At 43.0% G+C, this 19338-nt stretch carries 18 protein-coding genes; 10 read left to right on the top strand and 8 right to left on the bottom strand.

Features of this window, described 5'->3' with window-relative positions:
* Positions 1-29 precede the first annotated feature (29 nt).
* The 9 genes from mreC (at position 30) to PSI14_RS02860 (ending at position 11145) form a co-directional block, all read left to right on the top strand.
* Entirely contained in the window at positions 30-1097 is a 1068-nt protein-coding gene (gene mreC / locus PSI14_RS02900) for a rod shape-determining protein MreC (RefSeq protein ID WP_273574363.1), read from the top strand.
* A complete protein-coding gene (gene mreD, locus PSI14_RS02895; RefSeq protein ID WP_273574318.1) occupies positions 1094-1600 on the top strand; it encodes a rod shape-determining protein MreD in 507 nt (168 codons plus the stop codon). Before mreC ends, mreD begins: the two co-directional genes overlap by 4 nt.
* A gap of 166 nt (positions 1601-1766) precedes the next feature.
* A complete protein-coding gene (locus PSI14_RS02890; RefSeq protein ID WP_273574317.1) occupies positions 1767-2354 on the top strand; it encodes a Maf family protein in 588 nt (195 codons plus the stop codon).
* Positions 2351-3820, top strand: a complete 1470-nt coding sequence (gene rng, locus PSI14_RS02885) for a ribonuclease G (RefSeq protein WP_273574316.1) — start codon at positions 2351-2353, stop codon at positions 3818-3820. Before PSI14_RS02890 ends, rng begins: the two co-directional genes overlap by 4 nt.
* 163 nt (positions 3821-3983) lie before the next feature.
* Positions 3984-7844, top strand: a complete 3861-nt coding sequence (gene yhdP, locus PSI14_RS02880) for an AsmA2 domain-containing protein YhdP (protein ID WP_273574315.1) — start codon at positions 3984-3986, stop codon at positions 7842-7844.
* The gene (gene nit1, locus PSI14_RS02875; protein WP_273574314.1) at positions 7841-8701 is read left to right on the top strand and encodes a deaminated glutathione amidase; all 861 of its coding nucleotides are present in this window, start codon (positions 7841-7843) and stop codon (positions 8699-8701) included. The genes yhdP and nit1 overlap by 4 nt, the downstream gene beginning before the upstream one ends.
* Before the next feature lie 5 nt (positions 8702-8706).
* The gene (gene tldD / locus PSI14_RS02870; RefSeq protein ID WP_273574313.1) at positions 8707-10152 is read left to right on the top strand and encodes a metalloprotease TldD; all 1446 of its coding nucleotides are present in this window, start codon (positions 8707-8709) and stop codon (positions 10150-10152) included.
* A 46-nt stretch (positions 10153-10198) separates the two neighbouring features.
* The gene (locus tag PSI14_RS02865; protein WP_273574312.1) at positions 10199-10987 is read left to right on the top strand and encodes a ribonuclease domain-containing protein; all 789 of its coding nucleotides are present in this window, start codon (positions 10199-10201) and stop codon (positions 10985-10987) included.
* Positions 10988-11013: 26 nt separating this feature from the next.
* A complete protein-coding gene (locus PSI14_RS02860; RefSeq protein WP_273574311.1) occupies positions 11014-11145 on the top strand; it encodes a hypothetical protein in 132 nt (43 codons plus the stop codon).
* A gap of 216 nt (positions 11146-11361) precedes the next feature.
* On the opposite strand, the gene PSI14_RS02855 is transcribed toward PSI14_RS02860, so the two are convergent.
* The gene (locus PSI14_RS02855; protein WP_273574310.1) at positions 11362-12315 is read right to left on the bottom strand and encodes a D-2-hydroxyacid dehydrogenase family protein; all 954 of its coding nucleotides are present in this window, start codon (positions 12313-12315) and stop codon (positions 11362-11364) included.
* Between the two features lie 200 nt (positions 12316-12515).
* On the bottom strand, positions 12516-13052 hold the full coding sequence (gene yjgA / locus PSI14_RS02850; protein ID WP_273574309.1) for a ribosome biogenesis factor YjgA: 537 nt from the start codon (positions 13050-13052) through the stop codon (positions 12516-12518).
* Positions 13053-13250: 198 nt separating this feature from the next.
* Here yjgA and pmbA point away from each other — a divergent pair, with 198 nt between their 5' ends.
* The gene (gene pmbA, locus PSI14_RS02845) at positions 13251-14594 is read left to right on the top strand and encodes a metalloprotease PmbA (protein ID WP_273574308.1); all 1344 of its coding nucleotides are present in this window, start codon (positions 13251-13253) and stop codon (positions 14592-14594) included.
* Between the two features lie 48 nt (positions 14595-14642).
* Here the strand turns inward: pmbA and rnk are convergent, their stop codons facing one another.
* From rnk to rapZ, 6 genes are all read right to left on the bottom strand, one after another.
* Entirely contained in the window at positions 14643-15053 is a 411-nt protein-coding gene (gene rnk / locus PSI14_RS02840) for a nucleoside diphosphate kinase regulator (protein WP_273574307.1), read from the bottom strand.
* A 205-nt stretch (positions 15054-15258) separates the two neighbouring features.
* The gene (gene alr, locus PSI14_RS02835; protein WP_273574306.1) at positions 15259-16491 is read right to left on the bottom strand and encodes an alanine racemase; all 1233 of its coding nucleotides are present in this window, start codon (positions 16489-16491) and stop codon (positions 15259-15261) included.
* Positions 16492-16667: 176 nt separating this feature from the next.
* The gene (locus tag PSI14_RS02830) at positions 16668-17246 is read right to left on the bottom strand and encodes an LLM class oxidoreductase (RefSeq protein WP_273574305.1); all 579 of its coding nucleotides are present in this window, start codon (positions 17244-17246) and stop codon (positions 16668-16670) included.
* Positions 17247-17314: 68 nt separating this feature from the next.
* Entirely contained in the window at positions 17315-17593 is a 279-nt protein-coding gene (locus PSI14_RS20115) for an LLM class flavin-dependent oxidoreductase (protein WP_370688809.1), read from the bottom strand.
* 529 nt (positions 17594-18122) lie between these two features.
* Entirely contained in the window at positions 18123-18395 is a 273-nt protein-coding gene (gene npr, locus PSI14_RS02825; RefSeq protein ID WP_273574304.1) for a PTS phosphocarrier protein NPr, read from the bottom strand.
* A gap of 71 nt (positions 18396-18466) precedes the next feature.
* On the bottom strand, positions 18467-19318 hold the full coding sequence (rapZ, locus tag PSI14_RS02820; RefSeq protein ID WP_273554557.1) for an RNase adapter RapZ: 852 nt from the start codon (positions 19316-19318) through the stop codon (positions 18467-18469).
* Between the last annotated feature and the right edge of the window lie 20 nt (positions 19319-19338).

The raw sequence follows: 19338 nt of genomic DNA, 5'->3' as shown, positions 1-19338 counted from the left end.
AGACAATACAGCTCGACAATACGCCATTTATGAAGCCAATTTTCAGCAGGGGACCTTCTCTGCAATTACGACTCTTTTTTGCTATCGTTATTGCCATTATTTTGATTGTGGTAGACAGTCGCCTTGGTGTCTTTAATAAAGTCCGTAGCTACATGGATACGGCTGTGAGTCCTTTCTATTTTCTTGCCAGCGGCCCGCGCCAGTTACTGGACAGCTTGTCAGAATCTTTGTCTAAGCGCAGTCAGCTTGAGCAGGAAAATAAAGACCTGCGTAATAAATTGCTTATACAAGACAGTAAATTGCTGCTGTTGGGGCATCTGCAACAAGAAAACTCTCGTTTACGGGAATTACTGGTTTCACCTCTGCTTCATAAGGAGCACATGATGGTATCGCAGGTAATTTCGGGGAGTATGGATCCTTATCGCGCCCAAATTGTCCTTGATAAAGGGACTAAAGATGGTGTGTATGAAGGGCAGCCTGTTATCAGCGATCGGGGTGTGGTGGGGCAAGTCACGGCCGTGAACCACTTGAGCAGCCGGGTATTGTTGATTTGTGATCCATCGCATGCACTTCCTGTACAGGTGTTACGTAATGATGTTCGTGTTATCGCTGGTGGCACAGGGTGTACGGACGATCTCCTGCTAGAGCCTTTGCCAAGTGATGTTGACATTCGCGTTGGTGATGTACTCGTGACGTCGGGGTTGGGAGGGCGTTTTCCGGAAGGTTATCCTGTCGCTGTAGTTTCTTCTGTCAAAATTGATAATCAGCGAGCCCATACGGTAGTTCGTGCCCGTCCATCCGCTGAATTGCGGCGTTTGCGCTATTTATTGTTATTGTGGGGTGTTGATAACAACCCATCTAAACCCTTGCCACCTGAAAAAGTATCTGAAGCTGCCAATGAACGTTTGATTCCTCTGTTACCAAAGGTATCGTCAAATCCATCAAATGAGACTCAGCAGTTACTGGCAACAAAATCTGATGAAGCAAAAGATGGCAGTCAGGCGCCAACCAGTCAGACGCAAACATCGTCTACAACAAAATCAGTAGCGAAACCAACACCTAAACCATCATCATCAGCTACAGGAAATCGTCAATGAGTCAATATCATCGCCGAGGAGGATGGGTCATTTGGTTATCTTTCCTGATTGCAATGGTGCTACAGATTATGCCGTGGCCGGAGCAGTTTTTTATGTTTCGGCCTACCTTATTGCTGTTGTGCTTAGTTTACTGGTTGCTTGCACTTCCTCATCGCGTCAGCGTGGGGACTGGTTTTGTATTGGGCATTATTACTGACTTGTTGCACGGCAGTATTCTGGGAGCGAACACTCTGGCATTTAGCATTATCAGTTTTCTGGTGGCTTTCAAATTTCAGCTTATCCGCAATATGGCGCTTTGGCAGCAAGCTCTGGTTGTGGCCGGGCTTTCAACCTTGATGAATCTCTGTGTTTTTCTGGCTCATGCCTCGTTTCCAAAGAGTGTCCTTTACCCAGAGATTGTCTTTCACCCAGAAGTGTTCTGGAATGGGGTGGTCAATGGTATTCTCTGGCCTTGGCTATTCTTATTAATGCGGAAAATCCGTCGTCAATTTTCAGTTCGTTAAAGATGAATTGTTGTATTTAATCAATCCAAATTACCAGAACCTATATTTGATAGATTTCGAGTTACAGCGCAGTTAATAAACGGCTAATAAAAAGCAGCAACTTGAAAGGTGACGGTACATAATAAATAAAAAAGCTGATGAGATAGATTCCTAAGGATAATTCACGATGAAAACCATTTACTTAGCTTCTGGCTCACCGAGACGACGTGAGCTGGTGGGATTATTGGATTTTAACTTTGAAATTCTGGCACCTCAGGTCGAAGAAAAATGGCGTGAAGGGGAGTCCCCACAGCAATATGTTACTCGATTGGCCAGAGAAAAATCACAGGCTGGCGTAGCAATTGCGCCACATGATTACCCCGTTCTGGGGGCTGATACCATTGTTGTATTGAATAACCAGATTCTGGAAAAACCGCGAAATCAACAACACGCTGCGGAAGTGCTCAATGCTTTGTCAGGCCAGTGCCATCAAGTGATGACGGCTGTTGCTTTATCGAACAATCAACATATCTTGAGTGAGATAGTCATTACAGATGTGATATTCCGCCAGTTATCCCAACAGGAAATACAGGAATATATCGCAACTGGGGAACCAATGGATAAAGCCGGTGCTTATGGCATTCAAGGTAAAGGCGGTTGTTTTGTCAGAAAAATGAATGGCAGTTACCATGCTGTTGTCGGCTTGCCACTGGTGGAAACGTATGAATTAATCACACGATTTTTAGCGTTAGCTGATGGGAAGGGCTATTCATGACAGCAGAGTTATTAGTCAATGTAACACCATCCGAAACGCGGGTTGCTTATATTGATGGCGGTATCTTACAAGAAATTCATATTGAGCGGGAAGCCAGAAGAGGCATTGTCGGGAACATTTACAAAGGGCGCGTGAGCCGGGTTCTGCCCGGAATGCAGGCGGCTTTTGTGGATATTGGGCTGGAGAAAGCCGCTTTTTTGCATGCTTCAGATATTATGCCCCATACTGAATGTATTGCAGGTGAAGAACGGAAGAATTTCCATGTCAGGGACATTGCCAAATTAGTCCATCAGGGACAGGATTTAATTGTTCAGGTAGTGAAAGATCCCTTGGGGACAAAAGGTGCCCGCTTAACGACAGATATCACCTTACCTTCACGTTATTTGGTGTTTATGCCGGGAGCATCGCATGTCGGTGTTTCACAGCGTATAGAGAGTGAAGAAGAACGTGAGCGCCTGAAAAGTATCGTCATGGATTATTGTGATGAGAATGGGGGTTTTATTATCCGCACGGCTGCTGAAGGTGTGGGAACAGAAGAACTTGTACAAGATGCAGCATTTTTGAAGCGTCTGTGGAGTAAGGTGATTGAACGTAAGAAACGTAATATCACCAAAAATAAGGTATATGGCGAATTGGCATTGGCTCAGCGTGTTTTGCGTGATTTTGTTGGTGCTGCCCTTGATCGCATTCGAGTCGATTCTCGCCAAACATTTACCCAATTACAGGAATTTATTGATGAATATATTCCTGAGATGAACGCCAAACTGGAATATTATCAGGGCAATCAGCCGATATTCGATCTGTATGGCGTGGAAAATGAAATTCAGCGCTCGCTGGAACGCAAAGTGGAATTAAAGTCGGGTGGCTATCTGATTATTGATCAGACGGAAGCCATGACGACAATTGATATTAATACCGGTGCTTTTGTTGGGCATCGCAATTTGGATGAAACTATCTTTAATACCAATATCGAAGCAACACAGGCAATCGCCAGACAATTAAGGCTTCGTAATTTGGGCGGTATCATTATCATTGATTTTATTGACATGGGTAATGAAGAACACCGCCGCCGTGTATTGGCTTCCTTAGAGCAGGCATTAAGTAAAGATAGAGTGAAAACAACGATCAATGGTTTTTCACAATTAGGTTTGGTTGAGATGACGCGCAAGCGTACACGAGAAAGCATTGAACATGTTTTGTGTGATAATTGTCCAACTTGTCAGGGACGTGGCACGGTAAAATCCGTCGAAACCGTATGTTATGAAATCCTGCGCGAAATTGTACGAGTCAATCGAGCAATAGATGCTGATCGTTTTCTGGTTTATGCCTCTCCAGCCGTCAGTGAAGCCCTGACAGGGGATGAATCCCACGCCTTGGCTGAGGTGGAAATTTTTGTAGGTAAACAGGTCAAAGTGCAGACAGAACAGCTTTACAGTCAGGAGAAATTTGACGTTGTTATGATGTAAGGCAATTTGTTTATAAAGTCAGTTTATAAGGTCAGTTTTTATAATATCAGTTTTTATAAGGTCGAATATGTAAAGGCTGGCTTGTAAGATCTGGTTTTTGTTAGGTCTAGTTTATAGCAGACTGGTTTGCAGAGAAATAGCGCTGACAACCAAGGAGAAATGCGTGAGGCGACTGCCGGGGATATTATTAGCGACAGCCGCAATAGTCATTATCATTGTGGCTTTGCTTGTCAGCGGGTTGCGTTTCTTCCTGCCACATATCAATGAATATCGTCAGCAATTAGTAGAAAAAATTACTGACGTGATGAACGTTCCTGTCAATATTGGTTATATCAAAGGTCGTTGGGAACCCTTCGGCCCCAGTCTGGAAATCCGTGATATCAGCGCAAAAGCGGAAAATGTCGATATTCATGCCAAAAAAATCATACTTTCTTTGGATGTCTGGCGTTCACTTTTACAACGGCGCTGGTATTTTCGTGATCTGTCTTTTTACCAGCTTCAGGTCAATTACGATAAGACGCTGTTTGGACAAGGTGGTGAAAATAGGCTTTCTAAGTCAGATAGACTATCTACCCTGTTTCTTGAGCAATTCAATCATTTTGACCTGTATGACAGTCGCTTAACCTTTTTAGCACCATCTGGTGAAAAAGTTGAGCTGCTATTGCCGCAACTGACATGGCTGAATAAAGATAATCGCCATCGGGCACAGGGCAGCGTAAACCTCTCTTCGATTAATGGGCAAGAAGGTGTTGTTCAGGTTAAGTTTGACCTGAAAGATATCAATGGGGCTTTGGATAGTGGCACTGTTTATTTGCAGGCCGATGATATCGATATGCGGATGTGGTTAAGTCGTTGGTTGAGGGATAGCACAGGATTGGATAATGCCCATTTCAGCTTAGCCAGTTGGATTACTTTGAAGGACGGGCGAATTGATAGTGGACGTTTGCAGCTCAGGAAAGGTGGGGCAAACTGGCACGTCGGAAATGAAAAACATCAGCTTGCAGTTAATGATTTCCTCTTGCAAATGCGCCGTCAAGGGGAAGGATGGTTGTTTGATATCCCGAATCTGGCAAGCCTGAAAACGAATGAGCAGCAATGGCCTGAGGGGAAGATTTCGACGCTGTATGTTAAGCAGGCATACAAAGATCAGGGTAAAGATCATTATCAGGTTAAAGATCATTGGCGTATCCGTGCTGAAAATATCCGGCTTGAATACTTGAATGGGATATTGCCGATACTCTCCTTTGTGACACCGGATACCGTCAAGGATTGGCAGCACCGCCAGCCGACAGGGATGATTGACAATTTTGCCCTCGATATCACGCCAGAGCTGCCTGATGATATGGGAATCCGCATGAAATGGCGGGATGTAAGCTGGTTACGCTGGAAAGAACTACCTGCCATCAACCATTTCAGTGGCATGTTAGATGGTAATAAACAGTGGGGAAATCTCAATTTTGCATTGAAAAACAGCATGATTGATTATGGCTCTATGTTTCAGGCTCCACTTGATATTGTCAGCAGCGAAGGTCAGCTCTTCTGGAGAAATGATCAAAATGGCATGGAGATATGGAGCCAGAGGCTGGATTTGCAGGCAAAATCACTGTGGCTCAACGGAAATTTTCATTACCTGAAACCCCGCAATAAACAGCCTGTTTTAGCCATGTTAGCAGGGATTAGAGCTAATGACCTTGGTGAAGCATGGCGCTATTTTCCCAAATCACTGATGGGGGAATCCCTGACAAACTATTTGACCTCCTCCTTGATTAAGGGAAAGGTCGATAATGCCACTTTGGTTTTTCGTGGTGATCCTCATGATTTTCCATTTAAACAGAATAATGGCCAATTTCAGGTGTTTGTCCCCTTGCGTCATGCGACCTTTCAATACCAACCCGATTGGCCGGCTCTGTTTGATTTGAATATCGATCTGAATTTCCAGAATAACGGTTTGTGGATGCAGGCACAGAAAGCGCGCTTGGGAAAAGTTGAAGCCACTCAAGTTTCGGCAGTAATTCCAGATTATGGCAAGCATAAGTTGTTTATTGATGCTGAATTGTCTGGAAATGGAAAAAGTATCCATGATTATTTCAATCAAAGCCCGATGGCGGACTCGATTGGCGCTGCGCTGGAGAGTTTGCAGCTTGATGGCAGGGTGGATGGAAATCTCCATCTGGACATTCCCTTGGATCATGGTGAAATTGCTGCAAGTGGAGAAGTGGTACTGAAAGATGCGGATCTGTTCATCAAGCCACTGAATAGTCAGGTGGAGCATCTCAATGGAAAATTTCGCTTTGACAATGGTAACTTAAAAAGTGAGGCATTATCGGCAAACTGGCTGGGAAATCCCTTGTCTCTGAGATTTACCACCCAAGATTTGCCAAAGCATTATCAGGTTAATGTGAAATTGGATTCACACTGGGAGGCGAAGACATTAACACAGCTTCCTGCGGAAATTCGGAACAAGCTATCCGGAACGCTGAATTGGCTGGGGGATGTGAATATTACGATACCTGCTGGTGATTCACCTGCAAAGAATGAAAAGAATGATGTGAAATATCGTGTCGCAGTTAATGCAGATTTGTCACATTTGAACAGTAAATTACCCTCCTTGGGCACAAAATCCCTGAGAGAATGGAATAAGCTCAATATCCATGCCGAAGGCAATATGAACCAGCTCCAGATAAAAGGATTAATCGGCAAACGATATGCGTTCAATACTCAGTGGATGTTGGAAAAAACGCATACCAGATTACAGCGAGGAATTTTTCACACGGATGGTAATGGGATGCCTGAGTTGCCGAAAAAATCGTTATTGGCATTAAATTTGCCTGCATTAAATTTGCCCGTAGCAGACGGCGACAAATTATTGGCGTTGCTTGGAGCTGTGCATTGGAATTCATCGAAAGATAATGGTTTATTGTGGCCAAACAGATTTGAAATTTCATTACCTTCACTGGATCTGGTTGGACAGCGTTGGAATCAATTGACATTCAATGTCGTGCAACAAAACGGCGGAATGAAAGTGAGTGCGCAGGGGCAGGAGATTAATGGCAATCTTCTGATTCAAAAGAATAAACCGATACAGGCATCAATTAATTATATTTATTACGATCCCCTGTTTGTGGCAGATTCTTCGATTGATGACAAAAGCTTAACCTCAGACAAGGCATCTGCGCCTCATTATTCTTTGGGGAGTTGGCCGGCACTGGATGTCAAATGCGCAGAATGCTGGGTTGCTGGACTAAAACTCGGCAAAATATCTGGATCGATCATACCAAAAGCTAATTCTCTGATTTTGACCAATGGGCGAATGGAAAACAGCGCTGTAAACTTGACGTTATCGGGTCGTTGGGATGAAAGCAATATCGGAAATCATAGCTATATCAAAGGGAACTTATCGGGGAATAAATTCGATGATATGGCAGCCTATCTGGGGTTTATCGTTCCGATTGTTGATGCGCCTTTCGAATTTGATTTTGATTTGAAGTGGCAAGATGTGCCATGGCAGCCAGATCTCAAGACATTGAATGGGAATCTGACTGGAGAAATAGAGGCGGGCGCTATTGCTAAATTGGGTGGTGGCAGAGCCGGGCAATTATTAAGGCTTATCAGTTTTGATGCGTTGTTACGTAAATTACAATTGGATTTCAGTGACACATTCAGCAATGATTTCAACTTTGATTCCATTAGTGGTGATGCAACCATAAAAAATGGTGTTATGTATACCGATAATTTTCTTATTGATGGATTGGCTGCGGATATCAATGCTACAGGGCAGACAGATTTAGTTCATCGCCGGATCAATATGGAATTGGTGATTACACCAGAAATATCGACAACGGTAGGCGTCGCAACGGCGTTCGCGGTCAACCCTGTTGCTGGTGCGGCAGTTTTTGCCGCGACAAAAGTACTGAGGCCTCTGTGGAGTAAAATATCGGTAATTCGCTATCGGTTAACCGGCAGCCTAGAACAACCTAAAATTGATGAAGTTTTACGTCATCTTAAGGAGGATAAAGGGCCATGAGAAACGTCAATGTTGCACTTTTGCAATTATGTAGTGGTACAAATGTTAAACATAATTTAGCGCAAATTGAACAGCAGATTAGGCAATTACCAGAAACAGTAAAACTGGTTCTGACACCAGAAAATGCCCTGTTGTTCGCTGGTGCAGATACTTACCGTGAATATGCAGAAACACAGGGAAGCGGGCCATTGCAACAGGCAATCAGCGAAATGGCACAGCGTTACGGTGTTTGGCTGCTGATTGGTTCTATGCCGATGGTCAGTCGGGAAGATCCTACTCGTATCACAAGTAGTAGCCTGTTGTTTGATGATCAAGGAGAAATCAGAGCACGTTACGACAAAATCCATATGTTTGATGTCAATATCAACGATGAACACGGTGCCTATAATGAATCCACTATTTACCAGCGTGGGGAACATATTACCGTTGTTGATACACCCGTTGGTCGTTTGGGTATGACTATCTGTTATGATCTGCGTTTCCCCGGTCTTTTTCAGGCATTGCGTGAACAGGGTGCAGAACTTATTTCCGTTCCTGCGGCTTTCACCCGCCTGACTGGTAAAGCGCATTGGGAGCCTCTGTTGAAAGCCCGTGCCATTGAAAATCAGTGTATTATTCTGGCGCCTGCACAGGTTGGTGTACACGGTACGCGCAGAACATGGGGGCACACAATGGCGGTGAATGGCTGGGGGGAGATTATTAAGAAAAACCCTCTGACAGTCAGCGCATTGCAGCTTAATATCCGTCAGGATAGTTTGACTCACATGCGTGAGCAGATCAAAGTGGTGAAACACAATCGCTTCCGTCCACAATTAACTTCTTTGATAAAAAAGAATACAAATCAAGATAAAGAGTAATCAATATGAGTTTAACTTATGTCAGTGAATATTTACTGACGGCTAATAATTTGAATCATCAAGACTTATTTTCTGTTCTGGGTCAATTGTCGGAACGCCGTCTGGACTATGCCGATCTCTATTTCCAATCCAGTTATCATGAAACATGGGTATTGGAAGATCGCATCATCAAAGATGGTTCTTATAACATTGATCAAGGTGTGGGAGTCCGCGCAATCAGTGGTGAGAAAACGGGTTTTGCTTATGCAGATCAAATCACACTAAATGCGTTACAGCAAAGCGCCCAGGCTGCGCGCAGCATTGTACGCGAAGCGGGTAATGGGATTTCACATACGTTAGGTGCAGTGACACATAAGGCACTTTATCCAGCAATTAATCCCTTGCAGAGCATGAGCCGGGAAGAAAAAATTGCTTTGTTGCATCGAGTTGATCAAATCGCACGAGCGGAAGATCCCAGGGTTCAGGAAGTAAACGCCAGCTTAACAGGTGTGTATGAACAGATGCTGGTTGCCGCAACAGATGGTACATTGGCAGCAGATATCCGCCCATTAGTTCGTCTTTCTGTAAGTGTATTAGTGGAAGAGGATGGTAAGCGTGAGCGCGGTGCCAGTGGCGGTGGTGCTCGTTATGGTTATGAGTACTTCCTGCGCACCGAAGATGGTCAAATTTTGGCCGAGCAGTTTGCTCGTGAAGCGGTTCGTATGGCACTGATCAACTTGTCTGCTGTTGCTGCGCCTGCTGGTACAATGCCAGTCGTCTTGGGGGCAGGATGGCCGGGTGTTCTGCTGCATGAAGCGGTAGGGCACGGTCTGGAAGGCGATTTCAACCGTCGTGGTACTTCTGTTTTCTCTGGTCAGATTGGACAAAAAGTGGCTTCAGAGTTATGTACTGTGGTTGATGACGGCACAATTGAAGGGCGCCGTGGTTCATTGGCGATTGATGATGAAGGCGTTCCGGGGCAGTACAATGTGCTGATTGAAAATGGCATTTTGAAAGGTTACATACAGGATAAACTCAATGCCCGCTTGATGGGTGTGGCTCCGACAGGTAACGGCCGCCGTGAATCTTACGCGCATTTGCCAATGCCACGTATGACTAATACATACATGCTGAAAGGGAACTTTACACCGGAAGAAATAATCGCTAGTGTTGATAGTGGCCTATATGCATCAAATTTTGGTGGTGGGCAGGTGGATATCACATCCGGTAAATTTGTTTTTTCAACAAGTGAGGCCTATTTAATTGAAAACGGTAAAATTACCAAACCAGTAAAAGGTGCGACTTTGATTGGTTCTGGTATTGAAGCCATGCAGCAAATTTCAATGATAGGTAATGATCTGGCTCTCGACAAAGGTGTAGGTGTCTGTGGTAAAGAGGGACAAAGTGTACCAGTTGGGGTTGGGCAACCAACCTTGAAGTTAGACAACCTGACCGTAGGTGGGACAGCCTGATGATTTATTAAACTCAATAGATATAATCGTATAGTTTGAGGTCATCATGAAAAAAGGCACATTAGTTTCTGTAGTATCAATTTTGGTTTTATTATTGGTTTTGGCTATAGTGTATTTTGCCTTTAGTAAAAGAGGATTTGTTCCTAGTACTGTAAATACAGGTAACATAAGTACATTGAATACAGCTAGCAAAGGCACAAATGCTACGAAGCAAGGCGTTGTTTCTCCAGATAAAACACCACAAGGCGTAGTTTCTTTAGCTAAGTCTCCAGAAAAATCTCCGTCAAGCGGGGTTTCTTTAGCTAAGTCTCCAGAAAAATCTCCGCCAAGCGGGGTTTCTTTAGCTAAGTCTCCAGAAAAAACTCCGCCAAGCGGGGTTTCTTTAGCTAAGTCTCCAGAAAAATCTCCGCCAAGCGTAGTTTCTTTAGCCAAGCCTTCAGATAAATCGCCACAAGGTGGAGTTTCTTTAACTAAATCTTCAGATCAAGCTTCTAAGAAGGACATTGAGCGTTTGACGAAACACTCTGCTATTGCGTCCTACATTAATAAACGTCACAGACTGCCGCCCTTTTACATTCAGAGAGGAAAGGCTTTTCAACTTGGTTGGGATCCTAAGAAAAGAAATTTATGTGACGTAGCACCGGGCAAGGCAATTGGCGGTGATCGGTACAACAGACATGATCATAAATTGCCGCAAAAGCCTAATCGTACATGGTTTGAAGCAAATGTGGATTATCAGTGTGGTCAAGGAAGCAAAGCCAAATTGATCTATTCTAGTGATGGCCTTGTTTATCTAACGGACAATCAATACAAAAGATTTAACAGAATCTACTAAAAGTTTTACCTAACTGGAGTAATGACATGAAAAAGGTGGAATTCGACTTTGACCAATCCCCTGATCTGGATACTTTCTATGGTAAATTCAACGTGTATTTCGAACTTGAGGATAAAGAAGAGATGGAAGGGGAGTTACAATTTAATGTACTCGGTTGAACTTTCCTTTATGTTGAAGACTCCCCGTTTAAAAAACGGGGAGTCTCTTTTGTGGAAAGTCATTAAATACCCTACATGAGTTTGTTCTTATTACTTTCAAGATAATTTCTTTCCATTGATGCGCACTCTAGTCTATTTCGGCCTTCCTATATTTCTTTGGATAATAAAGATATTGATTTTTTAGACATTAAAATCTATTTGGTATAGCGGAAATTTTTATTTATTAACGACATGACTTTCATCGCCAGAAAAATATTTCTCAATATTTTTAAATGCACTTTTGAAATAGATGTCATAACAGCTTTTAGTAACATAACCGATATGTGGGCTACACAATACGTTATTTCGTTTTAATAAAGAGTGTTCAGTATTCCAGATAGGTTCAATGTCAAAAACGTCCAGAGCGGCAAAGCCAGGTGTTCCTAAATCAAGGGCTTTTTCCAGTGCACCTGTTTCTATCAACCCGGAGCGAGCTGTGTTCACCAAGACTGCGGTAGGTTTCATTCCGCTTAAATCAGAAAACGTGATGCTACCTGTGGTTACTTTGACTAATCGTTGATGCAGGGTGATAACATCTGAAGTCTGAAAAAATTCTTCACGGGAGCCTGGAACGATCAATCCTTCTTGGCGAGCTTGCTCTTGAGCACGGGTTGATCCCCAAACTTGTACTTTCATATCAAATGCCTGTGCGTACTTGGCAACGAGATGGCCTATCTTGCCATAACCGACTATTCCAAGTATTTTTCCCGCTACGGTATCGCCAAATTCAGTTTGCCAGTGGCCCTTTTTCATCATTTCTACCGAAGATACAAACCGACGAACAGAATTTTGAATTAATAGCCAGGTTAATTCTGCTGCGGCAATAGGTGAGCCAATACCTTCAACAACGGCAATACCCCGTTGTTTGCACAATTCCAGATCGATATTGTAAGCAACCTTTCCTGTCTGGCTAATGAGTTTTAAGTTAGGGGTTTTAGACAAGAATTTCGCATCAATAAAGGTTCTTTCCCGAATCAGTATTAGGGCATCAGCCTTGGACAATAGTTCTTCTGCTTTGGGATCACGGTCGAGGGCACCAAGACAAACTACCTCAAAGTCACTGTTCTGATATAGGGCCTGAATTTGTTTTGTAGCATGTTGATAATCATCAGGAATAACAATTAACGGCATTTGAGATATCCTTTAGATAAATTTTTAGTGATGTAGGGAAACAGGACGGAAATAATTAAAGAAAATAAGGTTATCTTATATTTTTTTACTAAGCTGTAACATTTGATTCAAAGTGTTAACTTAGTCTGGTTAAGATAATGAAAAAGAAGGGATAGAAAGACATTACCGCCAATTCTTAACGAAATGGCGGTAGGGAAATACTACGCTGATTCCGATAGTTCTTTCAAATATTGGAAAATCTGACGGTAGGATTTAGGTGGCTTGTTAGCTGCCTTCTCTTTTTTAGCATTACGAATCAGTGAACGAAGTTGCTGGCGATCAGTATGTGGATACAGAGCGACAACTTCTTCAAGGGCATCATCGCTTTCAACCAGTTTGTCACGCAGTTCTTCCAGCTTATGTAAAATAACGACTTGCTGGTTATGACGATTTTTCAGTTTATCCAACGCAGTGGTGATTGGTTCAGGATCGCGGGCACGCAATAATTTACCAATTAACTGCAATTGACGGCGGCGTCCTTCACGCTTGATTTTCTGTGCCAGCTCAATGGCTGCCAACAGATCTTCATCCAGAGGAATTCGCTCCAGTTGGTTTTTACTGAGTTCAACCAGTTCAGCCCCCAACTTTTTCAATATTTCAGCATCCCGCTTAATTTCACTTTTACTGACCCAGATTATCTCTTCTTCTTCCTCTTCAGCAGGATAATTGTCGAGCCAATCTTCAGGCTGCTTTGCCATAATCGTTTTCCTTCTAAAAAGGCCGGATAAGGTGCGTTTTGGAGCATGACCTATCGTCCGGTGGGTGTTAACATCCTAATATTGTGTATTGTAACTGGGAAAATTGCCTGATTACCACTCGGCATTCGTGTCATGAATCGAATGCAGGCATTTTTTCTGACTAATTCTCTTTTTAATTCATTGGATTACGGTTAATTAATGATAGTTACTAATCAACAAATCGCGGAGCAGCGTAAAACGCTGGAAGATGCGGTTGCCCATGCTCTGGAATTAGCGAAAGCAGGTTGTGATGCTGCGGAAGTTGCGGTTAATAAAACCACGGGAATTAGCGTCAGCACCCGTTTCAGTGAAGTCGAAAATGTTGAGTTTAACAGCGATGGTGCACTGGGGATCACGGTTTATCACCAGCAGCGCAAAGGAAGCGCTTCCTCAACGGATCTCAGCCCTGAAGCGATTGCTCGTACTGTGCAGGCCGCTATTGATATTGCTCGTTATACCTCTCCTGATCCTTATGCGGGGCCGGCGGATAAAGAGTTATTGGCATTTGAAGCACCTGATTTGGATCTTTTCCATCCCGCTGATCTGGATGCGGATAAAGCCATTGCTTTGGCTGCCCGTGCTGAACAAGCGTCATTACAGGCAGATGAACGCATCACCAATACTGAAGGCGGAAGTTTCAACAGCCATTATGGTATTCGGGTATTTGGTAATAGTCATGGCATGCTGCAAAGCTACAGCTCAAGCCGTCATTCTATGTCAAGTTGTGTGATTGCTGAGCAAGATGGCAATATGGAACGCGATTATGCCTATACCGTGGGTCGCCATTTTGACGAATTGCAATCACCTGAATGGGTCGGACAAGAATGTGCCCGCCGTACGCTTTCCCGTCTGGGAGCGCGTAAGCTATCAACGATGAAAGCGCCTGTTATCTTTTCTGCGGAAGTGGCTACAGGGTTGTTCGGGCATTTGGTTGGCGCGATCAGTGGTGGCAGCATTTATCGTAAATCTTCTTTTTTGTTGGATAGTCTGGGCAAACAGATCTTACCTTCATGGCTGACGATTGAAGAGCATCCTCATTTACTGCGTGGATTGGCTTCAACGCCATTTGACAGTGAAGGTGTGCGCACAACACCACGTGATATTATTAAAGAGGGTATTTTGCAGACTTGGTTGCTGACGTCCTATTCTGCTCGTAAGTTGGGAATGATAAACACGGGCCATGCAGGCGGAATTCATAATTGGCACATTGCAGGTCAAGGTCTGGATTTTGCTGGTTTGCTGCGTGAGATGGGAACCGGCCTGATCGTCACTGAGTTGATGGGACAAGGCGTTAGCGCGGTTACTGGTGATTATTCCCGTGGAGCATCCGGTTTTTGGGTCGAGAATGGCGAGATCCAATATCCGGTCAGTGAGATCACCATTGCAGGCAATTTGAAAGATATGTGGGCAAATATGGTGACAATGGGTAATGATATCGAAACACGCAGCAATATTCAGTGTGGTTCGGTGTTGCTGCCGGAAATGAGTATCGCCGGTCAATAGGGATACTCAATCAACAGCAGCCAGTTCGGTAACTGAGCTGGCTGGAAATCAGCGGTGGTATTCACCCGCGGCTTCTGGTTGGTAAATGATTGCTAATACTTTTATGCGGGTTTTTTCACCGTTTGGCAATTCCCACGTTATTTCATCATCCACCCGCAGACCCAGAAGAGCGGCACCCAAAGGAGCCATGACTGACAGTTGTTTGGTGCTGTCTTGCAGGGAAGCAGGATAGACTAGTGTACGAACACGTTCTTCATTGCTGCTCAGATCAATAAAACGAATTTCACTGTTCATTGTGACAACATCGGCAGGAATATCTACCGGAGCCACTATTTCAGCTCGATCCAACTCGTTGTTCAAAGCATCCGCAATACTGGTATTCGCAAATGCAGGTAGTTCTAACAGAGAATCTAAACGTTCAGCATCCAGTTCATTGATAATGATTTTAGGTTTTTTCATACCACACTCCAAATTAGGCTCAATACAAAATAACACCCCGCATCGCAAGGAGGGGGTGTTATTTTCAAAGTGATTAAAATGATATTAGGCTGTTCTGTCGTGAAAATAAAGAGATCATGATCACGAACTGTTTTGTGTCGCTAATGAAATAAGACTCTTTAACATAGGTTAGAAGAAATAACCAGATATCATTTGGGGCTGCTGACTAGAGTCCTGTAACCGCAATTTTGGGGTTGGTTTCTCCCCAAATGGAAGATAACTCTGCAATGTGCATATCACTCCATTTCTGGACATCAGACTGAGTAATTTCATCGTTGCCTTGTTTACCGAAGATCACCACTTCGTCACCAGCCTTCACGTCAGGCAGGTCAGTAACATCGACCATAGCAGTGTTCATGGAAATGCTGCCAACAATTGGCGCGCGGTGACCGTTGATCAAAACATAGGCTTTGTTTGACATTCTGGAAGTTAAACCATCAGAGAAACCAACAGGCAGGTTAGCGAGTTTGGAATCACGTTTCAGGATGTAAGTGTTGTCATAGCCGATACCATTGCCTTCAGGATATGGTTTAACGGAAGCAACACGGGTTTTTACTTCAATCAGTGGCTTGAATTCTGGATGGCTGTTGGGCAGAATGCCGTACAGCGCGCTACCCACGCGTGCCATGTCGAATTGTGCTTCTGGGATGCTCATTGATGCAAAAGAGCTTGATGCGTGCAGAGTGATTTCATCTCTTTTCAGGTTGGCCGTTTTGATCAACCAAGAAGTTTGTTCTTCGAAATTTTTAATACTGTCACGGATTTTATTCAAATCGGTGAATGCATGGTGGCTCATCATGCCAACCAGTTTCAGGTTAGGCAACTGATTGATTTTCAGAGCTTCTTGTTTGCCCTGCTCAGTTTTCATTTCCAATCCATTGCGGCTCATGAAACCTGTGTTCAGCATCAGATGGACGCGAATTTCTTTACCGTGTTTTTTGGCCAGGGCATCAATGGCTTTAGCGTGATTCAGATCACCGATCATCTCTTCCATGTCATAGCCCAGCGTGCTTTCGATTTCGCTCACATCGGCTGCGCGGACGCGCATCAGTTGCTCTTTAAAACCGCTTTCACGTACGATGCGAGCCTCTTCATTACTGGTGATGCCGACACAAGACACACCAGTTTTAATGATAGATGGCATCAGCAGGTTGATACCATGACCATAAGCATCACCTTTCAGAATCGCACATATTTTGGTGTCTTTATTCAATTTTTTTTGCAGTGTATAAATATTATTTTCGAAAGTCGTGGTATTGACTTCAACCCAAGCGTTATTGGTTGCTGCAACGCTTTCTGCGTGAGTGTTATCTAAAGAGAGTTCAGGTGCTGCTTGAGCTGCTCCTTGGCATAAAGTCAGGCCAAGAACGACAGCGAGTGCAGTCTTATTAAAATTCATGAAGTAAGTCTCCAGCTTCGGATTTGTTTATGTAAAAATTCGTATATAAATACCTCTTAATAATAAATATTTTCAAATAATTTCATATGGTTAAATATTGTTGGGTTAATTTTAATTGTAATAGGAAGACTATTTGTAATAGACATTATGATAAAATTAATTTATTGGTTAAGGTGTTAATATGATCTTTTATGGTTGATTGTTGACTGAGGGAATAATAAAAGAAATACAGAGTGATATTTGGACAAAAATAGGACTTGGAAGGGAGATGATCCCCCATGCCCAGTATGGGAACAGGGGAGAAAGTATAAAAAGGTCAATGACATAACACCGAAACGTTCTCTAATTGTTTGTTCTGTATAGTCAAGGCGAAAGAGATTTTTTTGTTGTAATAAAGGGATAACGTGTTCGATCATTATTTGAAGCGCCTCAGGAAACACATCAAAATTTAAATTAAACCCATCTGCGGCATGTTCCAAAAACCATTTTTCCATATCATCAGCAATCATTTCCGGGGTTCCTAACAACATTCGATGCGTTCCCAGATTTTGTAAAATAAGCTGATAAACTGTTAAGTTTTTAGGACGGGCTAATTTGATGATTTCTGATGAAAAACCTTTGGAAATAATATCGTTAGATGATTTTTCGATGAGTCTATAAGGCAACGGTTCATGTAATTTAAGATCGTCAGACTCTAATCCCAGTTGCCGAGATAACATGATAATATCTTCGTTCACATCTCTTAACTCGTCCATCTTTGCTTTTCGTTCTTGTGTCTCAGCAAGCGTTGAACCGATAATGGGGTATAAACCCGGCAATATTTTTAGTGAATTTTCACTGCGATTTTTTGCAACAACTTTTGCTTTGAACTGGATAATGGCATTTGCCCAAAGTTTTTTGCGGTGGCCGGATTATAGGTAGTAACGGCATTCCAGCCTATCCGACCGTGGCTCAAATGATCCAGCGTTAAAAATTGTCGAGCTAAAATAAATGGATCGCTAAAGGTGGTAGAGGCAGTACAAATAAAACCCAGATGTTTTGTTACTGATAGAATTATAGGGGATTCAGGAGAGTGTTGAAAATGAGAACTGGAATTCCTCATGTCTGCCATAAATACAACAAATTCACCAACCTCAGGTTTGTTATTTTCTAAAATTGGATAGCTTAGTATCAAAGTTTCGATCAGTTTTTTGTCTAATTCAAACGTCGGAGTAAAGGGGGGTTATTATTGTAATGGGAGTGCAATAATTCTGTGTTATTAAGATTGTTATTAATATCAGTGTGTTGATGAATATTATCATCATACGTGGTTTTTAAAGTGTTAATTTTATTTTTATATTTATTTAATTCGTGCTGGACTTGCTGCCATTATTTTTCTGCGTGGTCGAGATTTAAGTTGATGTATTCTATTAACTGACTATCGATATTATATTTTTTTGACTTTTTGATCATGGCATTTTTTTTATATTTTCCAAGTAAATCAAAACCAATATAAGTCAGATAGTACATTATGTAAATAAAGAAATAATCTACTTTGTTTGTATTTTTTAACAAAACATACGATTAATTAGATCACCAGCATCATTTTTAATGAATGTTTTTTGCTCAATGGAGGAGAAAAAGAAAAGATTTTATTCTTCGTCAAAGCCAGAATTGAATAACTCAACAATAGCTACCAGTGCCTGCTGTTCATCCGGCCCGCTGACTTCAACATCAATGTAGCTGCCTTGTTCTGAGTCCAGCATCAGCATGGCAATGACGCTATGGGCTTCTGCTTGGATATTATTGCTGTTGCGTAGAATAACCTGCGATTGAAACTGCAATACAAGGTCATGCAGTTTCATCGCAGGTCGGGCATGCATTCCAAGCCGATTTTTAATTTCAAGCTGTTGTTTGATTGTCATGCTTCGCTTTGCCGGTTGCTATTGTCGATTGCTGTTGTCGAGTGTCATAATTTATACGATTTATAATTGTATTATTTACGTTTTTCCAGTGTGCGATGACGTGACTGCACGTTTTTGCCACGGGAACGAAAATAATCTGCCAACTGTTCTGCAACATAGACTGAACGGTGTTTGCCGCCTGTGCAACCAATGGCGACGGTTAGGTAGCTGCGATTATTGGTTTCCAGCATGGGTAGCCAAAGTTCAAGATAGCTACGAGTCTGGTAAATAAAGTTATGAACTTCTGTATGACGATCTAAAAATGCGGCTACGGGGCGATCCAAGCCTGTCATTGGGCGTAGCTTCGGGTCCCAATGAGGATTTGGCAGGAAACGCACGTCGAAAACATAATCTGCGTCAATTGGAATGCCATGTTTGAAGCCAAAGGATTCAAACACCATAGTCAATTCCCGCTCACGTTTGCCCAGTAAACGCGTTCTGAGCATTTCTGCTAGCTCATGAACGGACATTTCAGATGTGTCGATGATCAGGTCAGCGCGTGAACGCAGGGGTTCAAGCAGATCGCTTTCTTGATCAATTGCACTTTCCAGTGACAGGTTTTTGCTGGAAAGTGGATGCAAACGGCGAGTGTCACTGTAGCGACGGATAAGGGTATTGCGATCTGCATCAAGAAACAGTAATTGTGGTGAAAAACTGTCAGGTAATTGCGTCAGCGCTTCTTCAAAAATTTCTGGCGACTCTGGCATGTTCCTGACATCAATGCTAACTGCAGCCGAAATATCACGTTCAGCCAGTGTTGTTGCCAGTTCTGGCAACAACACAACCGGTAGGTTATCTACGCAATAGAAGCCCATGTCTTCCAGTGCACGCAGAGCGACGGATTTCCCTGAACCTGAACGACCACTGACTATCATTAGCACCATGAGGTGACTCTCCTAAATGT

This window comes from Xenorhabdus anantnagensis, from assembly GCF_028598555.1.
GTDB lineage: Bacteria > Pseudomonadota > Gammaproteobacteria > Enterobacterales > Enterobacteriaceae > Xenorhabdus > Xenorhabdus anantnagensis.
This window is presented reverse-complemented; position numbering and strand designations above follow the sequence as displayed.

Coding starts and splice junctions, on each gene's coding strand:
- mreC (WP_273574363.1), top strand. CDS start 30: ATGAAGCCAATTTTCAGCAGGGGACCTTCTCTGCAATTACGACTCTTT.
- mreD (WP_273574318.1), top strand. CDS start 1,094: ATGAGTCAATATCATCGCCGAGGAGGATGGGTCATTTGGTTATCTTTC.
- PSI14_RS02890 (WP_273574317.1), top strand. CDS start 1,767: ATGAAAACCATTTACTTAGCTTCTGGCTCACCGAGACGACGTGAGCTG.
- rng (WP_273574316.1), top strand. CDS start 2,351: ATGACAGCAGAGTTATTAGTCAATGTAACACCATCCGAAACGCGGGTT.
- nit1 (WP_273574314.1), top strand. CDS start 7,841: ATGAGAAACGTCAATGTTGCACTTTTGCAATTATGTAGTGGTACAAAT.
- tldD (WP_273574313.1), top strand. CDS start 8,707: ATGAGTTTAACTTATGTCAGTGAATATTTACTGACGGCTAATAATTTG.
- PSI14_RS02865 (WP_273574312.1), top strand. CDS start 10,199: ATGAAAAAAGGCACATTAGTTTCTGTAGTATCAATTTTGGTTTTATTA.
- PSI14_RS02860 (WP_273574311.1), top strand. CDS start 11,014: ATGAAAAAGGTGGAATTCGACTTTGACCAATCCCCTGATCTGGATACT.
- PSI14_RS02855 (WP_273574310.1), bottom strand. CDS start 12,315: ATGCCGTTAATTGTTATTCCTGATGATTATCAACATGCTACAAAACAA.
- yjgA (WP_273574309.1), bottom strand. CDS start 13,052: ATGGCAAAGCAGCCTGAAGATTGGCTCGACAATTATCCTGCTGAAGAG.
- pmbA (WP_273574308.1), top strand. CDS start 13,251: ATGATAGTTACTAATCAACAAATCGCGGAGCAGCGTAAAACGCTGGAA.
- rnk (WP_273574307.1), bottom strand. CDS start 15,053: ATGAAAAAACCTAAAATCATTATCAATGAACTGGATGCTGAACGTTTA.
- alr (WP_273574306.1), bottom strand. CDS start 16,491: ATGAATTTTAATAAGACTGCACTCGCTGTCGTTCTTGGCCTGACTTTA.
- PSI14_RS02830 (WP_273574305.1), bottom strand. CDS start 17,246: ATGGACGAGTTAAGAGATGTGAACGAAGATATTATCATGTTATCTCGG.
- PSI14_RS20115 (WP_370688809.1), bottom strand. CDS start 17,593: ATGAGGAATTCCAGTTCTCATTTTCAACACTCTCCTGAATCCCCTATA.
- npr (WP_273574304.1), bottom strand. CDS start 18,395: ATGACAATCAAACAACAGCTTGAAATTAAAAATCGGCTTGGAATGCAT.
- rapZ (WP_273554557.1), bottom strand. CDS start 19,318: ATGGTGCTAATGATAGTCAGTGGTCGTTCAGGTTCAGGGAAATCCGTC.